The sequence below is a fragment of the Asticcacaulis sp. P2_B1 genome (genome assembly GCF_056404915.1).
This window is the reverse complement of sequence record NZ_JBFUDD010000013.1, coordinates 52,225-68,741: the sequence shown is the minus strand read 5'-3', so window position 1 is coordinate 68,741 and position 16,517 is coordinate 52,225. Positions and strand designations below refer to the sequence as shown.

At 60.1% G+C, this 16,517-nt stretch carries 18 protein-coding genes; 14 read left to right on the top strand and 4 right to left on the bottom strand.

What is annotated here, in order from left to right; genetic code table 11:
• Position 1 precedes the first annotated feature (1 nt).
• Positions 2-418 carry a PEGA domain-containing protein gene (locus tag AC1DX3_RS20180; RefSeq protein ID WP_476991137.1) on the bottom strand — a complete coding sequence of 139 codons (417 nt, stop codon included), beginning with the start codon at positions 416-418 and terminating at the stop codon, positions 2-4.
• A 240-nt stretch (positions 419-658) separates the two neighbouring features.
• Here AC1DX3_RS20180 and AC1DX3_RS20175 point away from each other — a divergent pair, with 240 nt between their 5' ends.
• Both AC1DX3_RS20175 and AC1DX3_RS20170 read left to right on the top strand, forming a co-directional pair.
• Entirely contained in the window at positions 659-2,164 is a 1,506-nt protein-coding gene (locus AC1DX3_RS20175) for an AMP nucleosidase (RefSeq protein WP_476991136.1), read from the top strand.
• A 206-nt stretch (positions 2,165-2,370) separates the two neighbouring features.
• Complete coding sequence (locus tag AC1DX3_RS20170) at positions 2,371-3,780, top strand: anthranilate synthase component I family protein (protein ID WP_476991135.1); 1,410 nt, start codon at positions 2,371-2,373, stop codon at positions 3,778-3,780.
• Between the two features lie 87 nt (positions 3,781-3,867).
• On the opposite strand, the gene AC1DX3_RS20165 is transcribed toward AC1DX3_RS20170, so the two are convergent.
• The 3 genes from AC1DX3_RS20165 to AC1DX3_RS20155 all read right to left on the bottom strand — a co-directional run bounded on the left by AC1DX3_RS20165 (position 3,868) and on the right by AC1DX3_RS20155 (position 5,564).
• Positions 3,868-4,422, bottom strand: a complete 555-nt coding sequence (locus AC1DX3_RS20165; RefSeq protein ID WP_476991134.1) for a TadE/TadG family type IV pilus assembly protein — start codon at positions 4,420-4,422, stop codon at positions 3,868-3,870.
• Complete coding sequence (locus AC1DX3_RS20160) at positions 4,422-4,967, bottom strand: TadE/TadG family type IV pilus assembly protein (protein WP_476991133.1); 546 nt, start codon at positions 4,965-4,967, stop codon at positions 4,422-4,424. The genes AC1DX3_RS20165 and AC1DX3_RS20160 overlap by 1 nt, the downstream gene beginning before the upstream one ends.
• A gap of 126 nt (positions 4,968-5,093) precedes the next feature.
• Positions 5,094-5,564: a pilus assembly protein N-terminal domain-containing protein gene (locus tag AC1DX3_RS20155; protein ID WP_476991132.1), complete on the bottom strand. Its 471-nt coding sequence runs from the start codon at positions 5,562-5,564 to the stop codon at positions 5,094-5,096.
• A gap of 383 nt (positions 5,565-5,947) precedes the next feature.
• Between AC1DX3_RS20155 and AC1DX3_RS20150 the strand changes: the two genes are divergently transcribed.
• The 12 genes from AC1DX3_RS20150 (at position 5,948) to AC1DX3_RS20095 (ending at position 16,397) form a co-directional block, all read left to right on the top strand.
• The gene (locus tag AC1DX3_RS20150; RefSeq protein WP_476991130.1) at positions 5,948-6,124 is read left to right on the top strand and encodes a Flp family type IVb pilin; all 177 of its coding nucleotides are present in this window, start codon (positions 5,948-5,950) and stop codon (positions 6,122-6,124) included.
• A gap of 79 nt (positions 6,125-6,203) precedes the next feature.
• Positions 6,204-6,377 (top strand): Flp family type IVb pilin, encoded by a 174-nt coding sequence (locus AC1DX3_RS20145; protein ID WP_476991131.1) that lies wholly within the window; start codon positions 6,204-6,206, stop codon positions 6,375-6,377.
• A 97-nt stretch (positions 6,378-6,474) separates the two neighbouring features.
• Positions 6,475-6,651: a Flp family type IVb pilin gene (locus AC1DX3_RS20140; RefSeq protein ID WP_476991130.1), complete on the top strand. Its 177-nt coding sequence runs from the start codon at positions 6,475-6,477 to the stop codon at positions 6,649-6,651.
• Positions 6,652-6,912: 261 nt separating this feature from the next.
• Positions 6,913-7,089 carry a Flp family type IVb pilin gene (locus AC1DX3_RS20135; RefSeq protein ID WP_476991129.1) on the top strand — a complete coding sequence of 59 codons (177 nt, stop codon included), beginning with the start codon at positions 6,913-6,915 and terminating at the stop codon, positions 7,087-7,089.
• Between the two features lie 158 nt (positions 7,090-7,247).
• Complete coding sequence (locus AC1DX3_RS20130; protein ID WP_476991128.1) at positions 7,248-7,772, top strand: A24 family peptidase; 525 nt, start codon at positions 7,248-7,250, stop codon at positions 7,770-7,772.
• Positions 7,773-7,977: 205 nt separating this feature from the next.
• Positions 7,978-8,907 carry a Flp pilus assembly protein CpaB gene (gene cpaB / locus AC1DX3_RS20125; protein ID WP_476991127.1) on the top strand — a complete coding sequence of 310 codons (930 nt, stop codon included), beginning with the start codon at positions 7,978-7,980 and terminating at the stop codon, positions 8,905-8,907.
• Positions 8,904-10,472 carry a type II and III secretion system protein family protein gene (locus AC1DX3_RS20120; RefSeq protein WP_476991126.1) on the top strand — a complete coding sequence of 523 codons (1,569 nt, stop codon included), beginning with the start codon at positions 8,904-8,906 and terminating at the stop codon, positions 10,470-10,472. Before cpaB ends, AC1DX3_RS20120 begins: the two co-directional genes overlap by 4 nt.
• Positions 10,473-10,480: 8 nt before the next feature.
• On the top strand, positions 10,481-11,170 hold the full coding sequence (locus AC1DX3_RS20115; RefSeq protein WP_476991125.1) for a CpaD family pilus assembly lipoprotein: 690 nt from the start codon (positions 10,481-10,483) through the stop codon (positions 11,168-11,170).
• A gap of 12 nt (positions 11,171-11,182) precedes the next feature.
• On the top strand, positions 11,183-12,670 hold the full coding sequence (locus tag AC1DX3_RS20110) for a CpaE/TadZ family protein (protein WP_476991124.1): 1,488 nt from the start codon (positions 11,183-11,185) through the stop codon (positions 12,668-12,670).
• 12 nt (positions 12,671-12,682) lie between these two features.
• Positions 12,683-14,350 carry a CpaF family protein gene (locus tag AC1DX3_RS20105; protein WP_476991123.1) on the top strand — a complete coding sequence of 556 codons (1,668 nt, stop codon included), beginning with the start codon at positions 12,683-12,685 and terminating at the stop codon, positions 14,348-14,350.
• 12 nt (positions 14,351-14,362) lie between these two features.
• Entirely contained in the window at positions 14,363-15,361 is a 999-nt protein-coding gene (locus AC1DX3_RS20100; protein ID WP_476991122.1) for a type II secretion system F family protein, read from the top strand.
• 13 nt (positions 15,362-15,374) lie between these two features.
• Entirely contained in the window at positions 15,375-16,397 is a 1,023-nt protein-coding gene (locus AC1DX3_RS20095) for a type II secretion system F family protein (protein WP_476991121.1), read from the top strand.
• Positions 16,398-16,517: the final 120 nt, after the last annotated feature.

Below are 16,517 nucleotides of genomic sequence, written 5' to 3'. Positions count from 1 at the left end.
GTTACTGAGCGGCGGCCGGTGCCGAGCCGTCGTCCTTTTCCAGGTGCACGACCAGTGGGTTGGGCACCAGATCGAGCATCGAGCCATTGCTGCCGTCAACCGCGGCGCCGATAATGCCGCCGACCAGAATATTGCCGGCCATGGCACCGCCGCCACCCTTACCGACGTGATTGGTGACATGACCCGTCCAGGTCTTATAACCGGGCTTGGTGATGGTGACGTCGAACTCGGACTTGCGCAGCATGCGGATCGAACACGGCGTGGCATCACAGGTAAAGCCGTTCGAAGTGGTGACGGACGCACCGCTCGGATCGGTCTGAATGACGAAGGCATCGTGGGTGCCGCGTGTCACCGTAGCGCAACCCGACAAGGTAAGCATGGCTGCGGCAGCCGCCGCAGCGATCAATATGGTCTTCATGAGATTTCCCCCAATAGAGCCGCGACGTTAGTGCCGCCAGCATAATGCAAGGGGTAACAGGTCAATTTCCCGTCGACAATATAAAAAACTCATAAAGAGCATTTGACGCTCATATCCTCTGATCGGATCATCAGAAAACTGTCCGTGTTCCCGCGTGGACAAGGACAAGGGACAAGAAAAGCCACAAAAAGTGATGGTCGCGCCCTTGGCGAACAACGGGTGGCCATGATAGACATGGCCATGAAAAAAGACAAAAAGAAGGATGCGACGTTCCATTCCGCATCGGATATCGTCGCTCAATTGAGAGACATCCACGACAAGGCCGTCAAGGCGCTGCAGGACGACCTCCACGCCTATCTTGAAACGAAGGTCAAGCCGTCACGATCCTTGCGTGAAGCCGGCCGTTATTGTTACCCCAAGCTGACTGTGGTGTGGAAAGGCGTGCTGGATCCCGAGGACGAGGCCCTGATCCTCAATAACCGACATCCGCAAGTCAATCGCGCCTATGCCCGTTTTTCGCGTCCCGGCGTCTATTCCAGCTCGGTGACGCGCCCCGACATCTTCGGCGACTATATCGAAGAGCAGCTGTCCCTGCTGATCCGCGACTACAATGCCGAATGTTCGGTATCGTTGTCGGACCAGGAAATCCCCTATCCTTATGTGCTCGATGGCGCCGGCCTCGACCTCAACAGCGTTTCCGCCATGGATCTGTCACGGCATTTTCCCGCGACCGAGCTGGCCTTGATCGGCAATGAAGTCGCCGACGGCATCGAGTTCATCGACTCTTTCGGGCACCATCCGCTGGCCCTCTTCGACGGTTTGCGCACCGATTTCTCGCTGGCACGCCTGAAGCACTATACCGGCACGCCGGCGGAGCATACCCAGGGCTATATCCTGATGACGAACTATAATCGCTATGTCGATGTCTTCGTCGCCTACGCCCTGGAGCAACTTCGGTTGCCCGACAGTCCCTATTACGCCCTGTCATGCTGTGGCAACTTCACCGTCACCAAGGACACGCCGAACGCCGAGGAACTGATCGCCAATTCGCCGTGGCGCAAGCACCAGATGCCGGCCTATCACCTGCTGGCCAAGGGTCGCCAGGGGATTTCACTGGTCAATATCGGCGTCGGCCCGTCCAATGCCAAGAATATTTGCGACCACCTGGCTGTCATGCGGCCGCACGCCTGGCTGATGATCGGCCATTGTGGCGGGTTGCGCCCCAGCCAAAGCATCGGCGACTATGTCCTGGCCCACGCCTATCTGCGCGACGATCACGTCATGGACGATGTCCTGCCGGTCGAAATCCCCATCCCGGCCATCGCCGAAGTCCAATTGGCCTTCCAGGCCGCGGCGATCAAGATCACCGGTCAAGACGGCGACGAGTTGAAGAAGCGCCTGCGCACAGGGACCCTGGTCACCACCGACGATCGGAACTGGGAACTGCGCTATAGTTTGAGCGCCCGGCGCTTTTCGCTGTCGCGCGCCGTCGCCATCGACATGGAGTCGGCGACCCTGGCGGCCCAGGGCTATCGTTTCCGCGTGCCTTACGGCACCTTGTTGTGCGTCTCGGACAAGCCTTTGCATGGCGAGCTGAAACTGCCGGGCCAGGCCAATCACTTCTATGAGCGGGCGATCGCCGAACACATCCAGATCGGTATCGAGACGGTGGGTATTTTGCGGGAGTTCGGTTCGCGCCTGCATTCGCGCAAGCTGCGCGCCTTCGATGAGCCGCCGTTTAGGTAAGGCCCGTCACCGACAACACATAAAAATAGAGCGGGTTGCGACGCAAATCTGAATTTGCAGGCAATCCGCTCTAGGTACGATCAATGGACCTCCATCCATAGGCTCTGGACATTTCCGGAAGGCGCAGCTCGCGCCTTGAAGGTCCTGTCCAAATCCTGATATCACTCTACTCCTTTACCCGTGCAATCGAAATCAAGTTGCTGTGAATGTTGCCCTTTTCGGGATCACTGAATCGTGTGGCCGTCCGTGACCTGCTCTGGGAGGCGGTAAGCACGCGCCTTGCCGGCTGGGCCGATCGCCGCCGCGCGGCCGGCCTGTTGTCGGATGGTGGCGTACTGGGGCGTTACAGCTATTTGATGGCCGAACCGGATGCCCTAGCGGTTCTGGACCATAACGATGCGCAAGATCCCGGGACGTTTTTGCGCGCGGCGACAGCGTTCGTCGGCGATGAGCGGCGCGATGACTTACCGCCGTTTTCGGGTGGTCTGATCGGCATGGCGTCGTTCGAGCTGGGCCTGCGGCTGGAGAACATGAAGCGTCGGCCGTTTCGCATCGAGGGCCGCAAGGTGTGGCCCGAACTGGTTGTGATGCGTTTCCCGGCGGTGTTGGCTTTCGATCATGCAGCCCGGCGTTTGGTCGCCATTGGCCGAGGCGACAGTGAGGCCGCGGCCCAGGCTGCGCTGGACCGACTGGTGACACTTTATGAACAGACCCCGGTGTCGGCGCCGGTTATGGGCGGGCTGGCGGACGGGGCGATCGACGTGGAGACGCCGGATGGCGTGCATGAGGACAAGGTAGCCGCCCTGGTCCGGCAGATCCACGCCGGCGATCTGTTCCAGGCCAATCTGGCGCGTGGCTGGACGGGACGATTGCGGGCGGATGTAACGCCCGGCGACCTGATGGCGGCCCTGCATGGACGCGGACCGGCGCCATTTGGCGGTTTTATGCGCTTTGATGATCGCGCCGTGGTGTCGAACAGTCCGGAGCGCTTTATCCGCCTTAACGGCGACATGATGGAGACCCGGCCGATCAAGGGGACGCGGCCGCGCGGTCGGACGCCTGACGAGGATGCGGCCCTGGGTGTCGAGTTGCTGGCCAGCGCCAAGGATCGCGCCGAGAACCTGATGATCGTCGATTTGATGCGCCATGACCTGTCGAAGGTGGCCGAGGTCGGAAGCGTCCAGGTGACGGCGTTGCACGTGTTGGAGTCCTACCCCAATGTCCATCATCTCGTCTCGACGGTGACGGGACGACTGGCGGCGGGCAGATGCGCGGCCGATGTATTGCTGGCGACATTTCCGCCCGGCTCAATCAGCGGTGCGCCCAAGGTCCAGGCGATGAAGGTGATCACCGAGATGGAAGCGGCGCGCGGCCCCTATTGCGGGTCGTTGTTCTATGTCGATGCCGGCGGGGGCATGGATTCGAACGTCCTGATCCGGACCTTGGCGCTTGAGTTGGATGATGGCGGGCGCTGGCATTTCCGTGCGGCCGCCGGGGGCGGGATTGTCGCCGACAGCGAACCTGTTGCGGAGCGCGTGGAAACGGAGACCAAGCTGTCCTTGATCAAGGCTGTATTGTTACGGGGTTTGGGGCCCGCGGCCCCAAGTCTTTCCTAATCTTTCTTTTCCCTTCGCCTAAAAGGCGGAGGGAAAAGATAGATCAAGAGAAGGCATTTGGGGCCTCAGGCCCCAGACCCCGTAACCTTAGCTCTTGGTCACGGCCGCGCCATTACGCGGATGATGATAGAAGGTGTCGGTAAACTTGGTATTGCCCGGCAGGAAATTGGCCAATGGCGAATCATAGGCATATTCGACCTGAGTCATGATCAGGCTTTCCCCGACCGCGATCTGGTCGGTCGTGATCGCGTTGACGACATAACCCGCCGCGTAGCCGGACTCGTTCTGACCGGAACTCCAGATGACCTTGGCCTTGTTGTCCGTGTCCATCTTGACGCTGCTCAGGCGGATTTTCAACACCGTGCCCGACGTGCTGAACGGCTGCATCATGCTGTTGCCGATGGCGAACAGATCGCTGATATTGGCATCGCTCAAGGTCTCGGACTGCGCCGCCAGATCGCCGACAGTGGCGGCCAGGTGGGATGTGCGGCGCGATGCCATCATGCCCAGGGTCAGTTCGGCAAGCCCGAGATAGGCCGTGATAAGGATCGGCGCTACAAAGGCGAATTCGATGGCGGATACGCCGCGCTTATCCTTGAAAAAGGCTTTCAGCGTCACAAGACTGGCCAGACGTCTTAACATTAGAACGGCTCGTTTCTGAAGACGACCTTCGAGGAGATGACGGCGTCGTTATTGCTCAGCGACGCCAGACCGGCGGTCAGGAAAGGCGAGAACAGCGGCCATTCATAATAGGCGCGCACCAGCTGGATCTTGGAGCCGGTACCGATGGTGTATTTGAAGTTGGTCGTGTCGAACTTGCCGTTAACGATCAAATCGGTCTTCGCGACGTCGCTGAAATTCGTGTAGGTCTGAACGTCCACCTTGAGGCTGCCCATGCAACTGCCGGACAGCCAGCCCATATTGTCGCAGATTTTCTGTCGGAAAGTGTCGACCGTCGAATTGCTGGACGTCGTAACGCCGGTGCGGATCTGACGCGCGGCCTGGTCGGTCGCGTTATCCAGCGTCACCGACAAAACGACCACGAGGGCCAGTTCGATACAAGAGCAGATGAGGAAGACCAAAGGCGCTGCGACCAGGGCGAATTCGACCGCGGCGGCACCCTTATTATGGCGCGCGAATAGCCGCCAACCGGCTTTCAGCGGGGTAGATCCAGATTTCGCCGACATGTGCGCTTGCGCCCTTCGTCAAAGAATTGCGCTCATCCTTACACACCGGGCGTCAATAGTCCGTTAAAGTGACTGGTAAATTTACGCCTGCTAAGCGAGTACCGGGGAGACGACTATGTATATAGTCTACTGTACCATCATAGCGGCAGGCGCCGCGGGAGCCGCGTCCGCGGCCGGCGTCAGGGAGACTCCGCTGGACGGTGACGCCTGGGCCGTGGCCGTGTCGTCCGACAGACAGATGTTCGAGCACACCATGGTGGACGGCTTCAGCCCCTTATAGACCGTGATGGCGCCGACCTGGGCCGAAGTCACCGTGACCTGACCGTCGAACAATGTGCGGCCGTCGCGGCCGGTGATCGACACGCCGCTGGAGCCGAAGCCCTTGCCGACGATATAGATGGTGTGCGAATCGACGACGCTGACATCGGCGATGTCAGGATTGCCAACAATGACCGAACCGGCTGCGCCTGCCAGGGTGATGCGCAGGGTGTGGTTCTTGGCGACGATGACGCTCTGGCCGGCATCGGCGGCTGCGGCGGACAGGCCCATGACCGATACCAGCGCGGCCATCAGCGTGAGTTTCGTGAAATTGATCATCTTGAGGCTCATAATCCTGTGGGTTGCGGCTATCCGGCGCCGGTCGGCGGCGTCCAATATGTCATCCTAACGGGCGATGGATGATTGCCCGGTTAGGAAAGAACCTAAATAACAAATGTTTAAATTTGCTAAACGCAATATTAACAGATATTTTTCGACATTAATTCAATGCTAAACGTAATTAATTTGAATTAAGGTTAATTGATATTTACAGTAAACATGTTTTAACTATAGAAAAATATGGCTTTTTCTTATATGTTTACTTCGCTTTAATCAAACTCTCCTAATCTGCATCCTGTGTTCGGGAGCAAATGAGCCGTTTAATCCGGGACCCGATACATTAAATGGATCACTTGCTTAACTTAAACCCAGGAGAAAACCACATGACGAAGTTCTTCAATCAATTCGCTTCCGACGAATCCGGCGCCACGGCCATTGAATATGGTCTGATTGCCGCCCTGATCGCCGTCGCTCTTATCTCGATCCTCGGCACGCTGTCGGGCTCGCTGTCCAACACCTTCAAGAAGGTCTCGGACAAGCTGACCGCCGCCAACACCTAAGACGCCTAAGCAGGGCCGCGAAAACCTTCGCGGCCCTGAATTTCAGGCCTTCGGCCTCCAGATTTTCAGGCAACTCATCATGTTACGCAGATTTCTTCAGGACGACAGGGGGGCGACCGCGATCGAATACGGTCTTATCGCCGCACTGGTATTCCTGGGCTGCGTAGCCGCTATCGGTAATTACGGGGAGAGCATGTCAGACATGTTCAACAAGATCCGCAATGCCGTCGTCAAAGTGGATACGGGCTCCTGACCCGTATGCTCCCTCCGCTCCGACACACCTCCAGCTTTTCTGTACTTGACGCTTAACGACTTTCCTTCCCAATCACCTGTTCCAAAGGACCACCTACATGACCAAGTTCTTCAACCAATTCGCTTCCGATGAATCCGGCGCCACGGCCATCGAATACGGCCTGATCGCCGCCCTGATCGCTGTCGCCCTTATCTCGATCCTCGGCACGCTGTCGGGCTCGCTGTCCAACACCTTCAAGAAGGTTTCGGACAAGCTGACCGCCGCCAACACCTAAATATAAGTCTAAATAAAATATACTGAAACTAAATAGCAGTACATCTTGAGGCCGCGGACATGTTCCGCGGCCTTTTTCAATTATAAATTTTCACAGTGAAATACAATACGCACACATATTTCATGAATGACACAATTTATGAAGATAAAATAAATCTTTTATTCATTGTATTTATTTGCAAGACCTTTACGCACTTAAGGTAGATTTGAAATCGTAGTGTTTCATCCGGCAAACCGCCGCTTATTTCTGAGGACCCAATCCATGAAGAAATTCCTTACCCAATTCGCCTCCAATGAATCCGGCGCCACAGCCATCGAATACGGCCTTATCGCCGCCTTGATCGCCGTCGCCCTGATCGCCATCCTCGGCACCCTTTCGGGCAGCCTCAGCGACACCTTCAAGAAGGTTTCGGACAAGCTGACCGCCGCCAACACCTAAGACCAGACGAACACGATTCGGCGGGATCGACGTGGCCGCGGACAGTTTCACTGTCCGCGGCCTTTGTTTTGAGCAACACCTGTAAGCACTTTTTAAGCGGTAACGGATAAGAATGGAAAAAAGCTCCATCCCCAAAAGCTTCACGTCAGGTACGGTTCGTGCAAATCCCCTTCATCACTATCGCGTTCGCCCTCGTCTATCCTGTCTGCCTGTTATGGGCGTCATGGACGGACGCCATGACCATGACCATCCCCAACCGGCTGAACATGATCCTGGCTGCGGCCTTCGTACCGGTCGGCTGCCTGGTGCATTTGAGCCTCGTCGACTGGGGCTGGCATATCGGTCTGGCGGCCGCCGGCCTGGTATTGGGCATGATCTGTTACGCCCTGCGTTTCATGGGCGGCGGGGACGCCAAGCTGATCGCCGCGGCAGCCTTGTGGTTCGACAAGACGGGCTTCTTCGCCCTGCTTATCTACACGGCCCTCGCGGGCGGGGTTCTGACTCTTGGCCTGCTGGCGGTGCGCAAGGCCTTCTGGTTGTATGCCCACAAGGCGCCGCCGTGGCTGCAGCAGCATCTGGAACCCAAGGGCGATATTCCTTATGGAATCGCCATTTGTGTCGGTGGCCTCTTCGCCATCGTCCAGGGCGATATCTGGCCGCAGCTGACGGCGTGGGCGGCATGACCGGCCCGGTGAAAACGGGCGGGGAGTATGGGCAACCCAAATGCCACCGCCTCAAAAAAAACTACGCAAATTTGCGAAATTAACTCAGGGAGGGGTTTCCTTAGGCGAACGTTAACTAACCTTAAGCCAAGATTCCCCCATTACGAATCCAACTGATTTGGCCGCACAGAAGCGCTGTACAGATCTTTTCAAGGGAATTGGGTGCATGAAGACGTCACGATACGTCGTAATGGGAGTCGCGGCCTTGGCCGCTATCCTGTTGGCTTTTCTGGTACGCGGCATGATCTCCGGTCACAGCGGTAATGACGCCAAGGCGTCGATCCAGGCTGCCGCTCCCGTCGTGCCGACGGCTCGCGTCTTGATTGCCACACGTGAAATCAAGGCCGGCACCCGAATCGGCGAGGACGACCTGGGCTGGCAGGATTGGCCGGTCAATTCGCTCAACCCTTCCTATATCACCGATGGCGCAACCCCTCCGGCCGGTGGCGCCCCTGCCGGCGCCGAGGGCGCTCCCGCCGTGCCGGCCGCGGTCACCAAACCCGCCAACGGCATCGCCCAGGCGGTGACCGACAAGATCATGCCCTCGGCCTCCAAGGAAGCCTATGTCGGCGGCGTCGCCCGCGAAGACATCCTGGCTAACGAGCCGATCATCGACGCCAAGATCGTCCGCGCCGACGAAGGTGGCTTCATGGCCGTCATGCTTCAGCCCGGCATGCGCGCCCTGGCCGTCCCGGTCAGTGTCGACAACACTGCCGGCGGCTTCATCCTGCCCGGCGACCATGTCGACATCCTGGTCACCCACCAAACCCAACGTACCGGCGGCGCCGGCGGCACCATCGATTCGGTCCAGCCCGTGCTGCGCAACATCCGCGTTCTCGCCATCGACCAGGCGGTATCGACGGACAAGGACAAGCAAAGCGTCATCGGCGCCACGGCGACCCTCGAAGTCTCGCCAGAAGACGGCCAGGCCGTCACGCTCGCCAAGGCATCGGGCACCCTGTCCCTGATGCTACGTTCCTACGCCGACGCATCCGGACCTTCGGGCGTCGTCAATGCCTCCCCCACCGGCGCCGGCGATACGTCGGTTCGTGTTTTCCGTAACGGTCAAGCTTCAGAGGTGATGGTATCACGATGAGCTCTCAGCCCTTTAAATCTCATCTCGCCGCAGGCGCCGCGCTGTTAACCTTAACAGCGCTTCTCGCCGGACCGGCCTTCCTGCCCGGCACGGCGTCCGCCGAGCCGGTGCCCTACCGTCCGATGTGCGCCAGCCATTGCACCAGTTCGTCATCGCTGCCGGACTCCGGCATGCAGGTGCAGACCCAGACCTCGAACGTCAAGGTTCAGGTTCTCAACCTGCCCAAGGGCCGGTCGGCCGTTATCGACCTGCCGGTCGATGCCTCGGATGTCTTCGTTTCCAATCCGGCGGTTGCCGACGCCGTGCTGCGCACGCCGCGCCGCATCTTCGTGCTGGGTGTCGACGGCGGACAATCGGACGCCATCTTCTTCGACGCCATGGGCCGCCAAATCCTCAATCTCAGCATCCGCGTCGATACCCCGACCGACGAGCTGACGGACACGGTGCAACGCCTGTTCCCGGGCAGCCACGTCCAGGTCCAAAGCCTCAACGGCCACGTCATCCTGTCAGGCATGGCGCGTAACGACGCCGAAGCCGACCAGATCACACGCCTCGCCGCCTCGTTCGCCGCCAAGCCGGAAGACGTGCTCAACCTGATGGGCATTGCCGGCAAGGATCAGGTGACTCTGAAAGTGCGAATCGTCGAAGTCAATCGCTCGACGATCAAGCAGTTGGGCCTGTCATCCAGCATCACCTATAATAACGGTACGCGGTCCTATACCTTCGGTCGCGGCAATTCCTACGGCACCAACGGTTCCTACCTCGGCGCGGCCAATCTCGGCGGCTCGCAAGCCGGCACGGCCATCTACAACGGGACGACCACGTCGACATCCGGCGGGACGACCGTGACCAACTCCGGCACGCTAAAATACGGCACGGACCTCAACTATAATCTCCAGGCCTTTGAACGCGTCGGCCTGGCGCGCACCCTGGCCGAACCCAACCTGACCGCCGTGTCGGGCGAATCGGCCAAGTTCCTGGCCGGCGGCGAATTCCCCGTGCCGATCGGACAAGACACCACCGGCCGTATCACGGTCGAGTTCAAGCCCTTCGGCGTCGGTCTCGGCTTCACCCCGATCGTCATGTCGTCGGGTCGCATATCATTGAAGATTTCGACCGAAGTATCGGAACTGACCAATGTCGGCGCCCTCTCCGTCGGTACGCTCAGCATTCCCGGCCTGACGGTTCGCCGCGCCGAAACCAGCGTCGAAATGCAGTCCGGATCGTCCTTGATGATCGCCGGCCTCCTGCAATCGAAATACAAATCGTCGATCGACAGCATGCCCGGCCTGACCAGCCTGCCTGTCCTGGGCGCCCTGTTCCGTTCGCGCGACTTCCTTAATGACGAGACCGAAATGGTCGTCATCGTCACGCCCTATATTGTCGACCCGACCTCGCCCGACCAGATGCAGACCCCGGCCGACAACCTGCAGGCAGCGGACGACATGTCGGCCGTCTTCATGGGCCGTCTCAACAAGGTCATCAAGGCCGATGCCAGTGGCGACAGCGCCCCGGGCGCTCCGCCGCCCCCCTACGCCGCCCCCGTCGGCTACGTGATCGAATAGGAAGCGTCATGACCCATTCTTTGTCACATAAATCCGCAGCCCTGCTGGCCCTCGCCCTCCTCGGCGGTGCGCTTACCGCCTGCGCCACAACCGGCACCCAGGCGGTCGTCAAGCCCGCGCCGATCCTGCCGACTGAGCAATTCGCCCTTACGGCCCAGACCATGAACCGGCCGATCAATCTGCGTATCAATCCCAACGGCCTGTCCGACAATCAGCGCCTCGCGCTGGACCAGGTCGCCAGCCACGCCAGCTGGATCAGCGGCGAACCGGTCAATGTCCAGATCGTCACCAGCGGCGATCCGGGCGCCGTCGCCGCCGGCCGCATGGTCGGCAGCTATCTCATCAACCGTGACGTCGACACTGGTAATCTGAGCCAGGTCAGCACGCAGGAACAGCCTGCCGACATCATCACGGTCAACCTGGTCTATTACCGAGCCCGCACCTATGACTGCGGTCAGCACTGGGAAAATCTGGCGAAAACCGCATCGAATACGTCCTATGACAATTTCGGTTGTGCGACGGCGTCCAATATCGCGGCCCAGATCGCCGATCCGCGCGATCTCAGCCAACCGGCGCCGGCGACCACGACCGACGTCGCCCGAAAATCGGTTATTCTCGGCAAGTACCGTGCCGGCGAAACGACCGGTGCGCAGGTCGATTCGGCTTCGAGCGGCAACATTTCCGACGCTATCAAGTAGAAGAGGCGACACATGCCCAATCCGGCAAAACACAACGACCCCTTTGACAGCCTCGACGACCTCGACGACGATTTCGTCGACTATCGGGCCAAGCTTGATGCTGCCGCCGACGAATACGATCTCGGCGCCGCCGATCAGTATCGCGCGTCCGCAGCCCCGGCTCAGGATCCGTTTGCCGACGATTTCGACGCACCGGCACCGGCAACGCAACGTCAGGCGTTTTCGTCGCCCGCCGGTCTGCGCGATCTCGGCCTGCGCGAACCGGCCAGCGCCCGTCACGTTATGGACGAGGACGATATCGGCACCATCTCGATCCCGCGTATCGCCATCCACTTCTTCCCCGATAACGAAGACTCGCTGGCAGCCTGCGACACGGCCGCACTGGATCGCCGCATGACGCGCGCCCAGTGCCTGGTCAAGCGCGGCGGCATGTTCGAAGCCATCGAGACCTATCGCCATGAGCCGACACCTTCGCTGATCTTCGTTGAAAGCACGGCGCGCGGCCGTGACCTGATCGACCAGCTGGGCCAATTGGCCGAGGTTTGCGACGCCAATACCAAGGTCGTCGTCATCGGCGCCCACAACGACATCTCGCTGTACCGCGAACTGATCCGTCAGGGCGTCAGCGAATATATGGTGTCGCCGGTCCAGCCGTTGCAGCTGATCAAGACCATATCGACCCTGTTCAACGATCCGGAAACGCCCTTCGTCGGCCGCACCATCGCCTTTGTCGGCGCTCGCGGCGGCGCCGGATCATCGTCGATCGCGCATAATTTCGCCTATAATCTCAGCGAATTGATGCAAGCCAATACTGTCATCGCCGATTACGACCTGCCGTTCGGCACCGCCGGCCTCGATTTCAACCAGGACCCCATGCACGGCATGGCCGATGCGTTGAACGAACCCGATCGCCTCGATTCGGTTCTGCTCGACCGCATGCTGACGCGCTGCTCGGACCGTCTGTCCTTGTTCTCCTCGCCGGCCGCGCTCGACCAGGACTACACCGCCGACCCGGAAGCCTTCGAGGAAGTGACGCGCAAGATTCGTTCGGCCGCCCCCTTCATCGTCATGGACCTGCCGCACATCTGGACGCCGTGGCTGAAGCACAACCTGATCGCCGCCGATGAAGTGGTGATCGTGGCGACACCCGACCTGGCCTCGCTGCGCAACGCCAAGAACATCATCGATCTGCTGAAGCACAGCCGCCCCAATGACTCCGCGCCCAAGCTGGTGCTGAACCAGATGGAAATGCCCGGCCGTCCCGAAATCCCGGTGAAGGACTTCACCGCGGCGCTCGGCGTCGAGCCATGCTGCCTTATTCCTTTCGACGCCAAGCTCTTCGGCAGCGCGTCGAACAACGGCCAGATGATCGCCGAATGCGGTCCGACCACCAAGGTTGCCGAATCTTTGCGGCAACTGACGGCGTCCATCACCGGACGCACCCCGGAACCCAAGGCCCAAAAGCCCACTTCCTTCCTTGGCAACCTCTTCAAGAAGTAAGGTCACACCCAAGTGTTTGGCAAACGTCCGACCGAGCAAGACCGGAGCCCCAGGGCTCCCTTAGCGGCCCCGCCAGCGCCCAATACCGGCGCCGGCCAAACCGGCGCCATGAAGGCGCCGGGCTTTCAGGACGCCACGCGTGGCGCCGAGGAGCGAGCCCAGGCCCTGAGCAAACTCAACAAGGCGCCCCCGCCCGCCGGCGGCGCGCCGGACATCGCCACGCGTCCGCAAAACCTCGATTCCAAGACCAAGGCCCAGGATACGGCAGCCGCCCGCGTCGCCTTGCCCGAACTGAGCCAGGAAAAGCGCGTCGGTGGCGGCGACAAGTCTGCCGCCAAGCCCAAGCTGGCGCAGGGCCTGGAACAAATGCACAAGGCGCAGGCGGTCACCGAGATCGTCCGCGAACAAAGCGACTATTACCACGCCACCAAAACGGCCATCTTCAACGCCCTGCTCAACACGATCGACCTGAGCCAATTGGCTTCGCTCGATCACAAGGCGGCGTCGGAAGAAATCCGCGACATTGTCGCCGAACTGGTTGCCATCAAAAACGTTTCGATGTCGGTGGCGGAGCAGGACAACCTGGTCCAGGACATCATCAACGATATCCTTGGCTATGGCCCGCTGGAGCCCCTTCTGGCGCGCGACGACATCGCCGACATCATGGTCAACGGCGCCCAACGCGTCTTCATCGAAGTCGCCGGCAAGGTCCAGCTGACCAATGTCCGCTTCCGCGACAATCAGCAGCTGATGAACATCTGTCAGCGTATCGTCAGCCAGGTCGGCCGCCGCGTCGACGAAAGCTCGCCGATCTGCGACGCCCGCCTCCCCGACGGTTCCCGCGTCAACGTCATTGCACCGCCGCTGGCGCTGGACGGCCCGACGCTCACCATTCGGAAGTTCAAAAAAGACAAGCTGACCATGCGCAACCTGGTGGAGTTCGCCTCCATCAGCCCCGAAGGCGCCCGCGTCCTGGGCGTTATCGGCGCCTCGCGTTGTAACGTCCTAATCTCCGGCGGTACCGGTTCCGGCAAGACCACCCTGCTCAACACCCTGACCGCCTTCATCGATCCGACCGAACGCGTCGTCACCTGCGAAGACGCCGCCGAACTGCAACTGCAGCAGCCGCACGTCGTGCGCCTGGAAACGCGCCCGCCGAATCTCGAAGGCCAGGGCACGATCACCATGCGCGACCTGGTCAAGAACTGTCTGCGTATGCGTCCCGAACGTATCATCGTCGGCGAAGTCCGCGGCCCGGAAGCGTTCGATTTGCTCCAGGCCATGAACACCGGCCACGACGGTTCGATGGGCACGCTGCACGCCAACAGCCCGCGCGAAGCCGTGTCGCGTCTCGAATCGATGATCACCATGGGCGGCTACGGCCTGCCCAGCCGGACCATTCGCGAAATGATCGTCGGCTCGATCGACATCATCGTCCAGGCCGCCCGCCTGCGCGACGGTTCGCGCCGCATCACCCACATCACGGAAGTGCTGGGCCTGGAAGGCGACGTCATCGTCACTCAGGACCTGTTCGTCTACGAAATGGAAGGCGAAGACAAGCAAGGCAAGATTATCGGCCGCCACCGTTCGACCGGTATCGGCCGTCCGCGCTTCTGGGACCGCGCCCGCTATTACGGCCTTGAACGAGAGCTAGCAGAAGCCCTGGATGCTTCGGAATAAGAGTTTACGCGCATGTTGATGACCATCGTCATCGCCATACTGGGCTTTGTCATTATCGCCAGTGTCGGCTTCGTCTTCACCAGTGGCGGCTCCGGTGCTTCGCCGGCGCTGAGTAAGCGCGCGCAAACCATCGGCTTGGGGACCAATGTCCGCACCAAGCGACAGAAATCCGCCGCCAAGACACCGGAAGAGCGGCGCCGTCAAATTACCGAACAGCTGAAAGAAGCCGAAAAGCGCGAACGCAAGGCGCGTTTGACCCTGTCGGCCCGCATGCTGCACGCCGGCCTGACGCCCAATGTCACCAAGTTTTGGATTTTCAGCGCTATCGGCGGCGCCATCGCCTTTTTCCCGCCCTTCCTGCTGCTCCAGCATATGAGCATTCTGATCAAGCTGGCCGTCGCCGTCGGTGCCTGTTTCGCCGTCACCTACGGCCTGCCGCGCTGGATTCTGGGCTATATGGCCGCCGGCCGTCAGAAGAAGTTCACCGAAGAATTCCCCAACGCCATGGACATCCTGGTCCGCGGCATCAAGTCCGGCCTGCCCGTCCATGACGGTTTGAAGATCATCGCCAAGGAAAGCCAGCCGCCGCTTGGCGAAGAGTTCCAACGTGTGGTCGAAAATGTCGGGGTCGGCATGTCCCTCGAAGGCGCTTTGGAAAAGATGTCCGAGCGCATTCCGGCGCCGGAATTGCGCTTCTTCACGATCGTCATCGCCATCCAGGCCAAGACTGGCGGTAACCTCGCCGAAGCGCTCAACAACCTGTCGAACGTGTTGCGGGCGCGGAAGATGATGCGCGAAAAGATCAAGGCGCTGTCGTCCGAAGCCATCGCCTCGGCCTCGATCATCGGCGTCCTGCCGCCGGGTGTCGGCCTGATGATCACCATCACCCGCCCGCAATATATCCACGCCATGTTCACCGACCCGCGCGGTCAGCTGATGCTGTTGGGCGGCGCCTTCTGGATGTTCTGCGGCATCATGATGATGCGCAAGATGATCAACTTCAAGTTCTAGGGAAGGCAAGACCATGACCGATTTCGCTGCCTTCCTGATGACACCGTCGAACATTATCGCCCTGGTCGTGGCGGGCATGGTCTTCTTCACCGTCATGACTTTGGGTCAGAGCATGACCTCGGGCGACCAGCTCGACAAACGCATGAAGGCCGTGGCGACGCGCCGCGACGAATTGCGCCGCCTGTCGCGCCAGAACATCGCCAAAGGCGACGGCAACAGCCTGCGCCAGAAAGACGAAGGCGTCGCGCGCAATGTCGTCGAACGCTTCAATCTGCGCAAGCTGCTGGAAGACCCCAAGGTCGTCGAGAACCTGGCCATGGCCGGCTTCCGCGGCCCGAAGCCGGTGTCGACCTTCTACTTCTTCCGTTTCCTGATGCCGTTTGTCCTGGGCGCCGTGGCCGCCTTTTATGTCTTCGTCGTCAACGGTTTCGGCCAACCCTTCCAGATCAAGCTTCTCATTTCGGTCGCCGGCTTGGTCATCGGCTATTATGCGCCGAACATCTATATTTCCAACAAGGCCCAGAAGCGTCGCGAATCCATCGTCGCCGCCTTCCCCGACGCGCTCGACCTGCTGCTGATCTGCGTCGAGGCTGGCATGTCGATCGAAACCGCCCTGCAAAAGGTGTCGGGCGAAATCGGCGGCACCTCTATCGAACTGGCCGAGGAACTGTCGCTTCTGGTCGCCGAACTGAGCTATCTGCCGGAACGCCGCCAAGCCTACGAAGGCCTGAGCAAGCGTACTGGCCACCCGGGCATCAAGGCGGTCTGTACCGCCATGATCCAGGCGGAAAAGTACGGGACGCCGCTGGGTACCGCACTGCGCGTCATGGCCAAGGAAAACCGCGAACTGCGTTTGTCGGCGGCGGAAAAGAAGGCGGCCGCCCTGCCGGCGCAGCTGACCGTGCCGATGATCGTGTTCTTCCTGCCGGTGCTGTTCGTCGTTATCCTGGGCCCTGCGGCGCTGAAGGTCATCGACCTGCAATCCGCCAACAAAAAGGGTGGTGATGTGGCGGCGCAGAAGGAAGCGGCGAAGTAGGTTCGTGGGGGCACAGCCCCCACACCCCATAAGTTGTCCGAGACAAGACTCCTACATAGCTACTAAAACTTGGGCGCCCTTTTTAGTAGCTATAGAAGACTTACCCTGAACAGGTTACGG

Bases quoted from the DNA above. Each gene is read 5' to 3' on its own strand.
- AC1DX3_RS20120 (WP_476991126.1), top strand. From the start codon at position 8,904: ATGAGCTCTCAGCCCTTTAAATCTCATCTCGCCGCAGGCGCCGCGCTG.
- AC1DX3_RS20135 (WP_476991129.1), top strand. From the start codon at position 6,913: ATGAAGAAATTCCTTACCCAATTCGCCTCCAATGAATCCGGCGCCACA.
- AC1DX3_RS20155 (WP_476991132.1), bottom strand. From the start codon at position 5,564: ATGATCAATTTCACGAAACTCACGCTGATGGCCGCGCTGGTATCGGTC.
- AC1DX3_RS20115 (WP_476991125.1), top strand. From the start codon at position 10,481: ATGACCCATTCTTTGTCACATAAATCCGCAGCCCTGCTGGCCCTCGCC.
- AC1DX3_RS20175 (WP_476991136.1), top strand. From the start codon at position 659: ATGAAAAAAGACAAAAAGAAGGATGCGACGTTCCATTCCGCATCGGAT.
- AC1DX3_RS20100 (WP_476991122.1), top strand. From the start codon at position 14,363: ATGTTGATGACCATCGTCATCGCCATACTGGGCTTTGTCATTATCGCC.
- AC1DX3_RS20110 (WP_476991124.1), top strand. From the start codon at position 11,183: ATGCCCAATCCGGCAAAACACAACGACCCCTTTGACAGCCTCGACGAC.
- AC1DX3_RS20180 (WP_476991137.1), bottom strand. From the start codon at position 418: ATGAAGACCATATTGATCGCTGCGGCGGCTGCCGCAGCCATGCTTACC.
- AC1DX3_RS20150 (WP_476991130.1), top strand. From the start codon at position 5,948: ATGACGAAGTTCTTCAATCAATTCGCTTCCGACGAATCCGGCGCCACG.
- AC1DX3_RS20095 (WP_476991121.1), top strand. From the start codon at position 15,375: ATGACCGATTTCGCTGCCTTCCTGATGACACCGTCGAACATTATCGCC.
- AC1DX3_RS20170 (WP_476991135.1), top strand. From the start codon at position 2,371: ATGTTGCCCTTTTCGGGATCACTGAATCGTGTGGCCGTCCGTGACCTG.
- cpaB (WP_476991127.1), top strand. From the start codon at position 7,978: ATGAAGACGTCACGATACGTCGTAATGGGAGTCGCGGCCTTGGCCGCT.
- AC1DX3_RS20165 (WP_476991134.1), bottom strand. From the start codon at position 4,422: ATGTTAAGACGTCTGGCCAGTCTTGTGACGCTGAAAGCCTTTTTCAAG.
- AC1DX3_RS20140 (WP_476991130.1), top strand. From the start codon at position 6,475: ATGACCAAGTTCTTCAACCAATTCGCTTCCGATGAATCCGGCGCCACG.
- AC1DX3_RS20145 (WP_476991131.1), top strand. From the start codon at position 6,204: ATGTTACGCAGATTTCTTCAGGACGACAGGGGGGCGACCGCGATCGAA.
- AC1DX3_RS20160 (WP_476991133.1), bottom strand. From the start codon at position 4,967: ATGTCGGCGAAATCTGGATCTACCCCGCTGAAAGCCGGTTGGCGGCTA.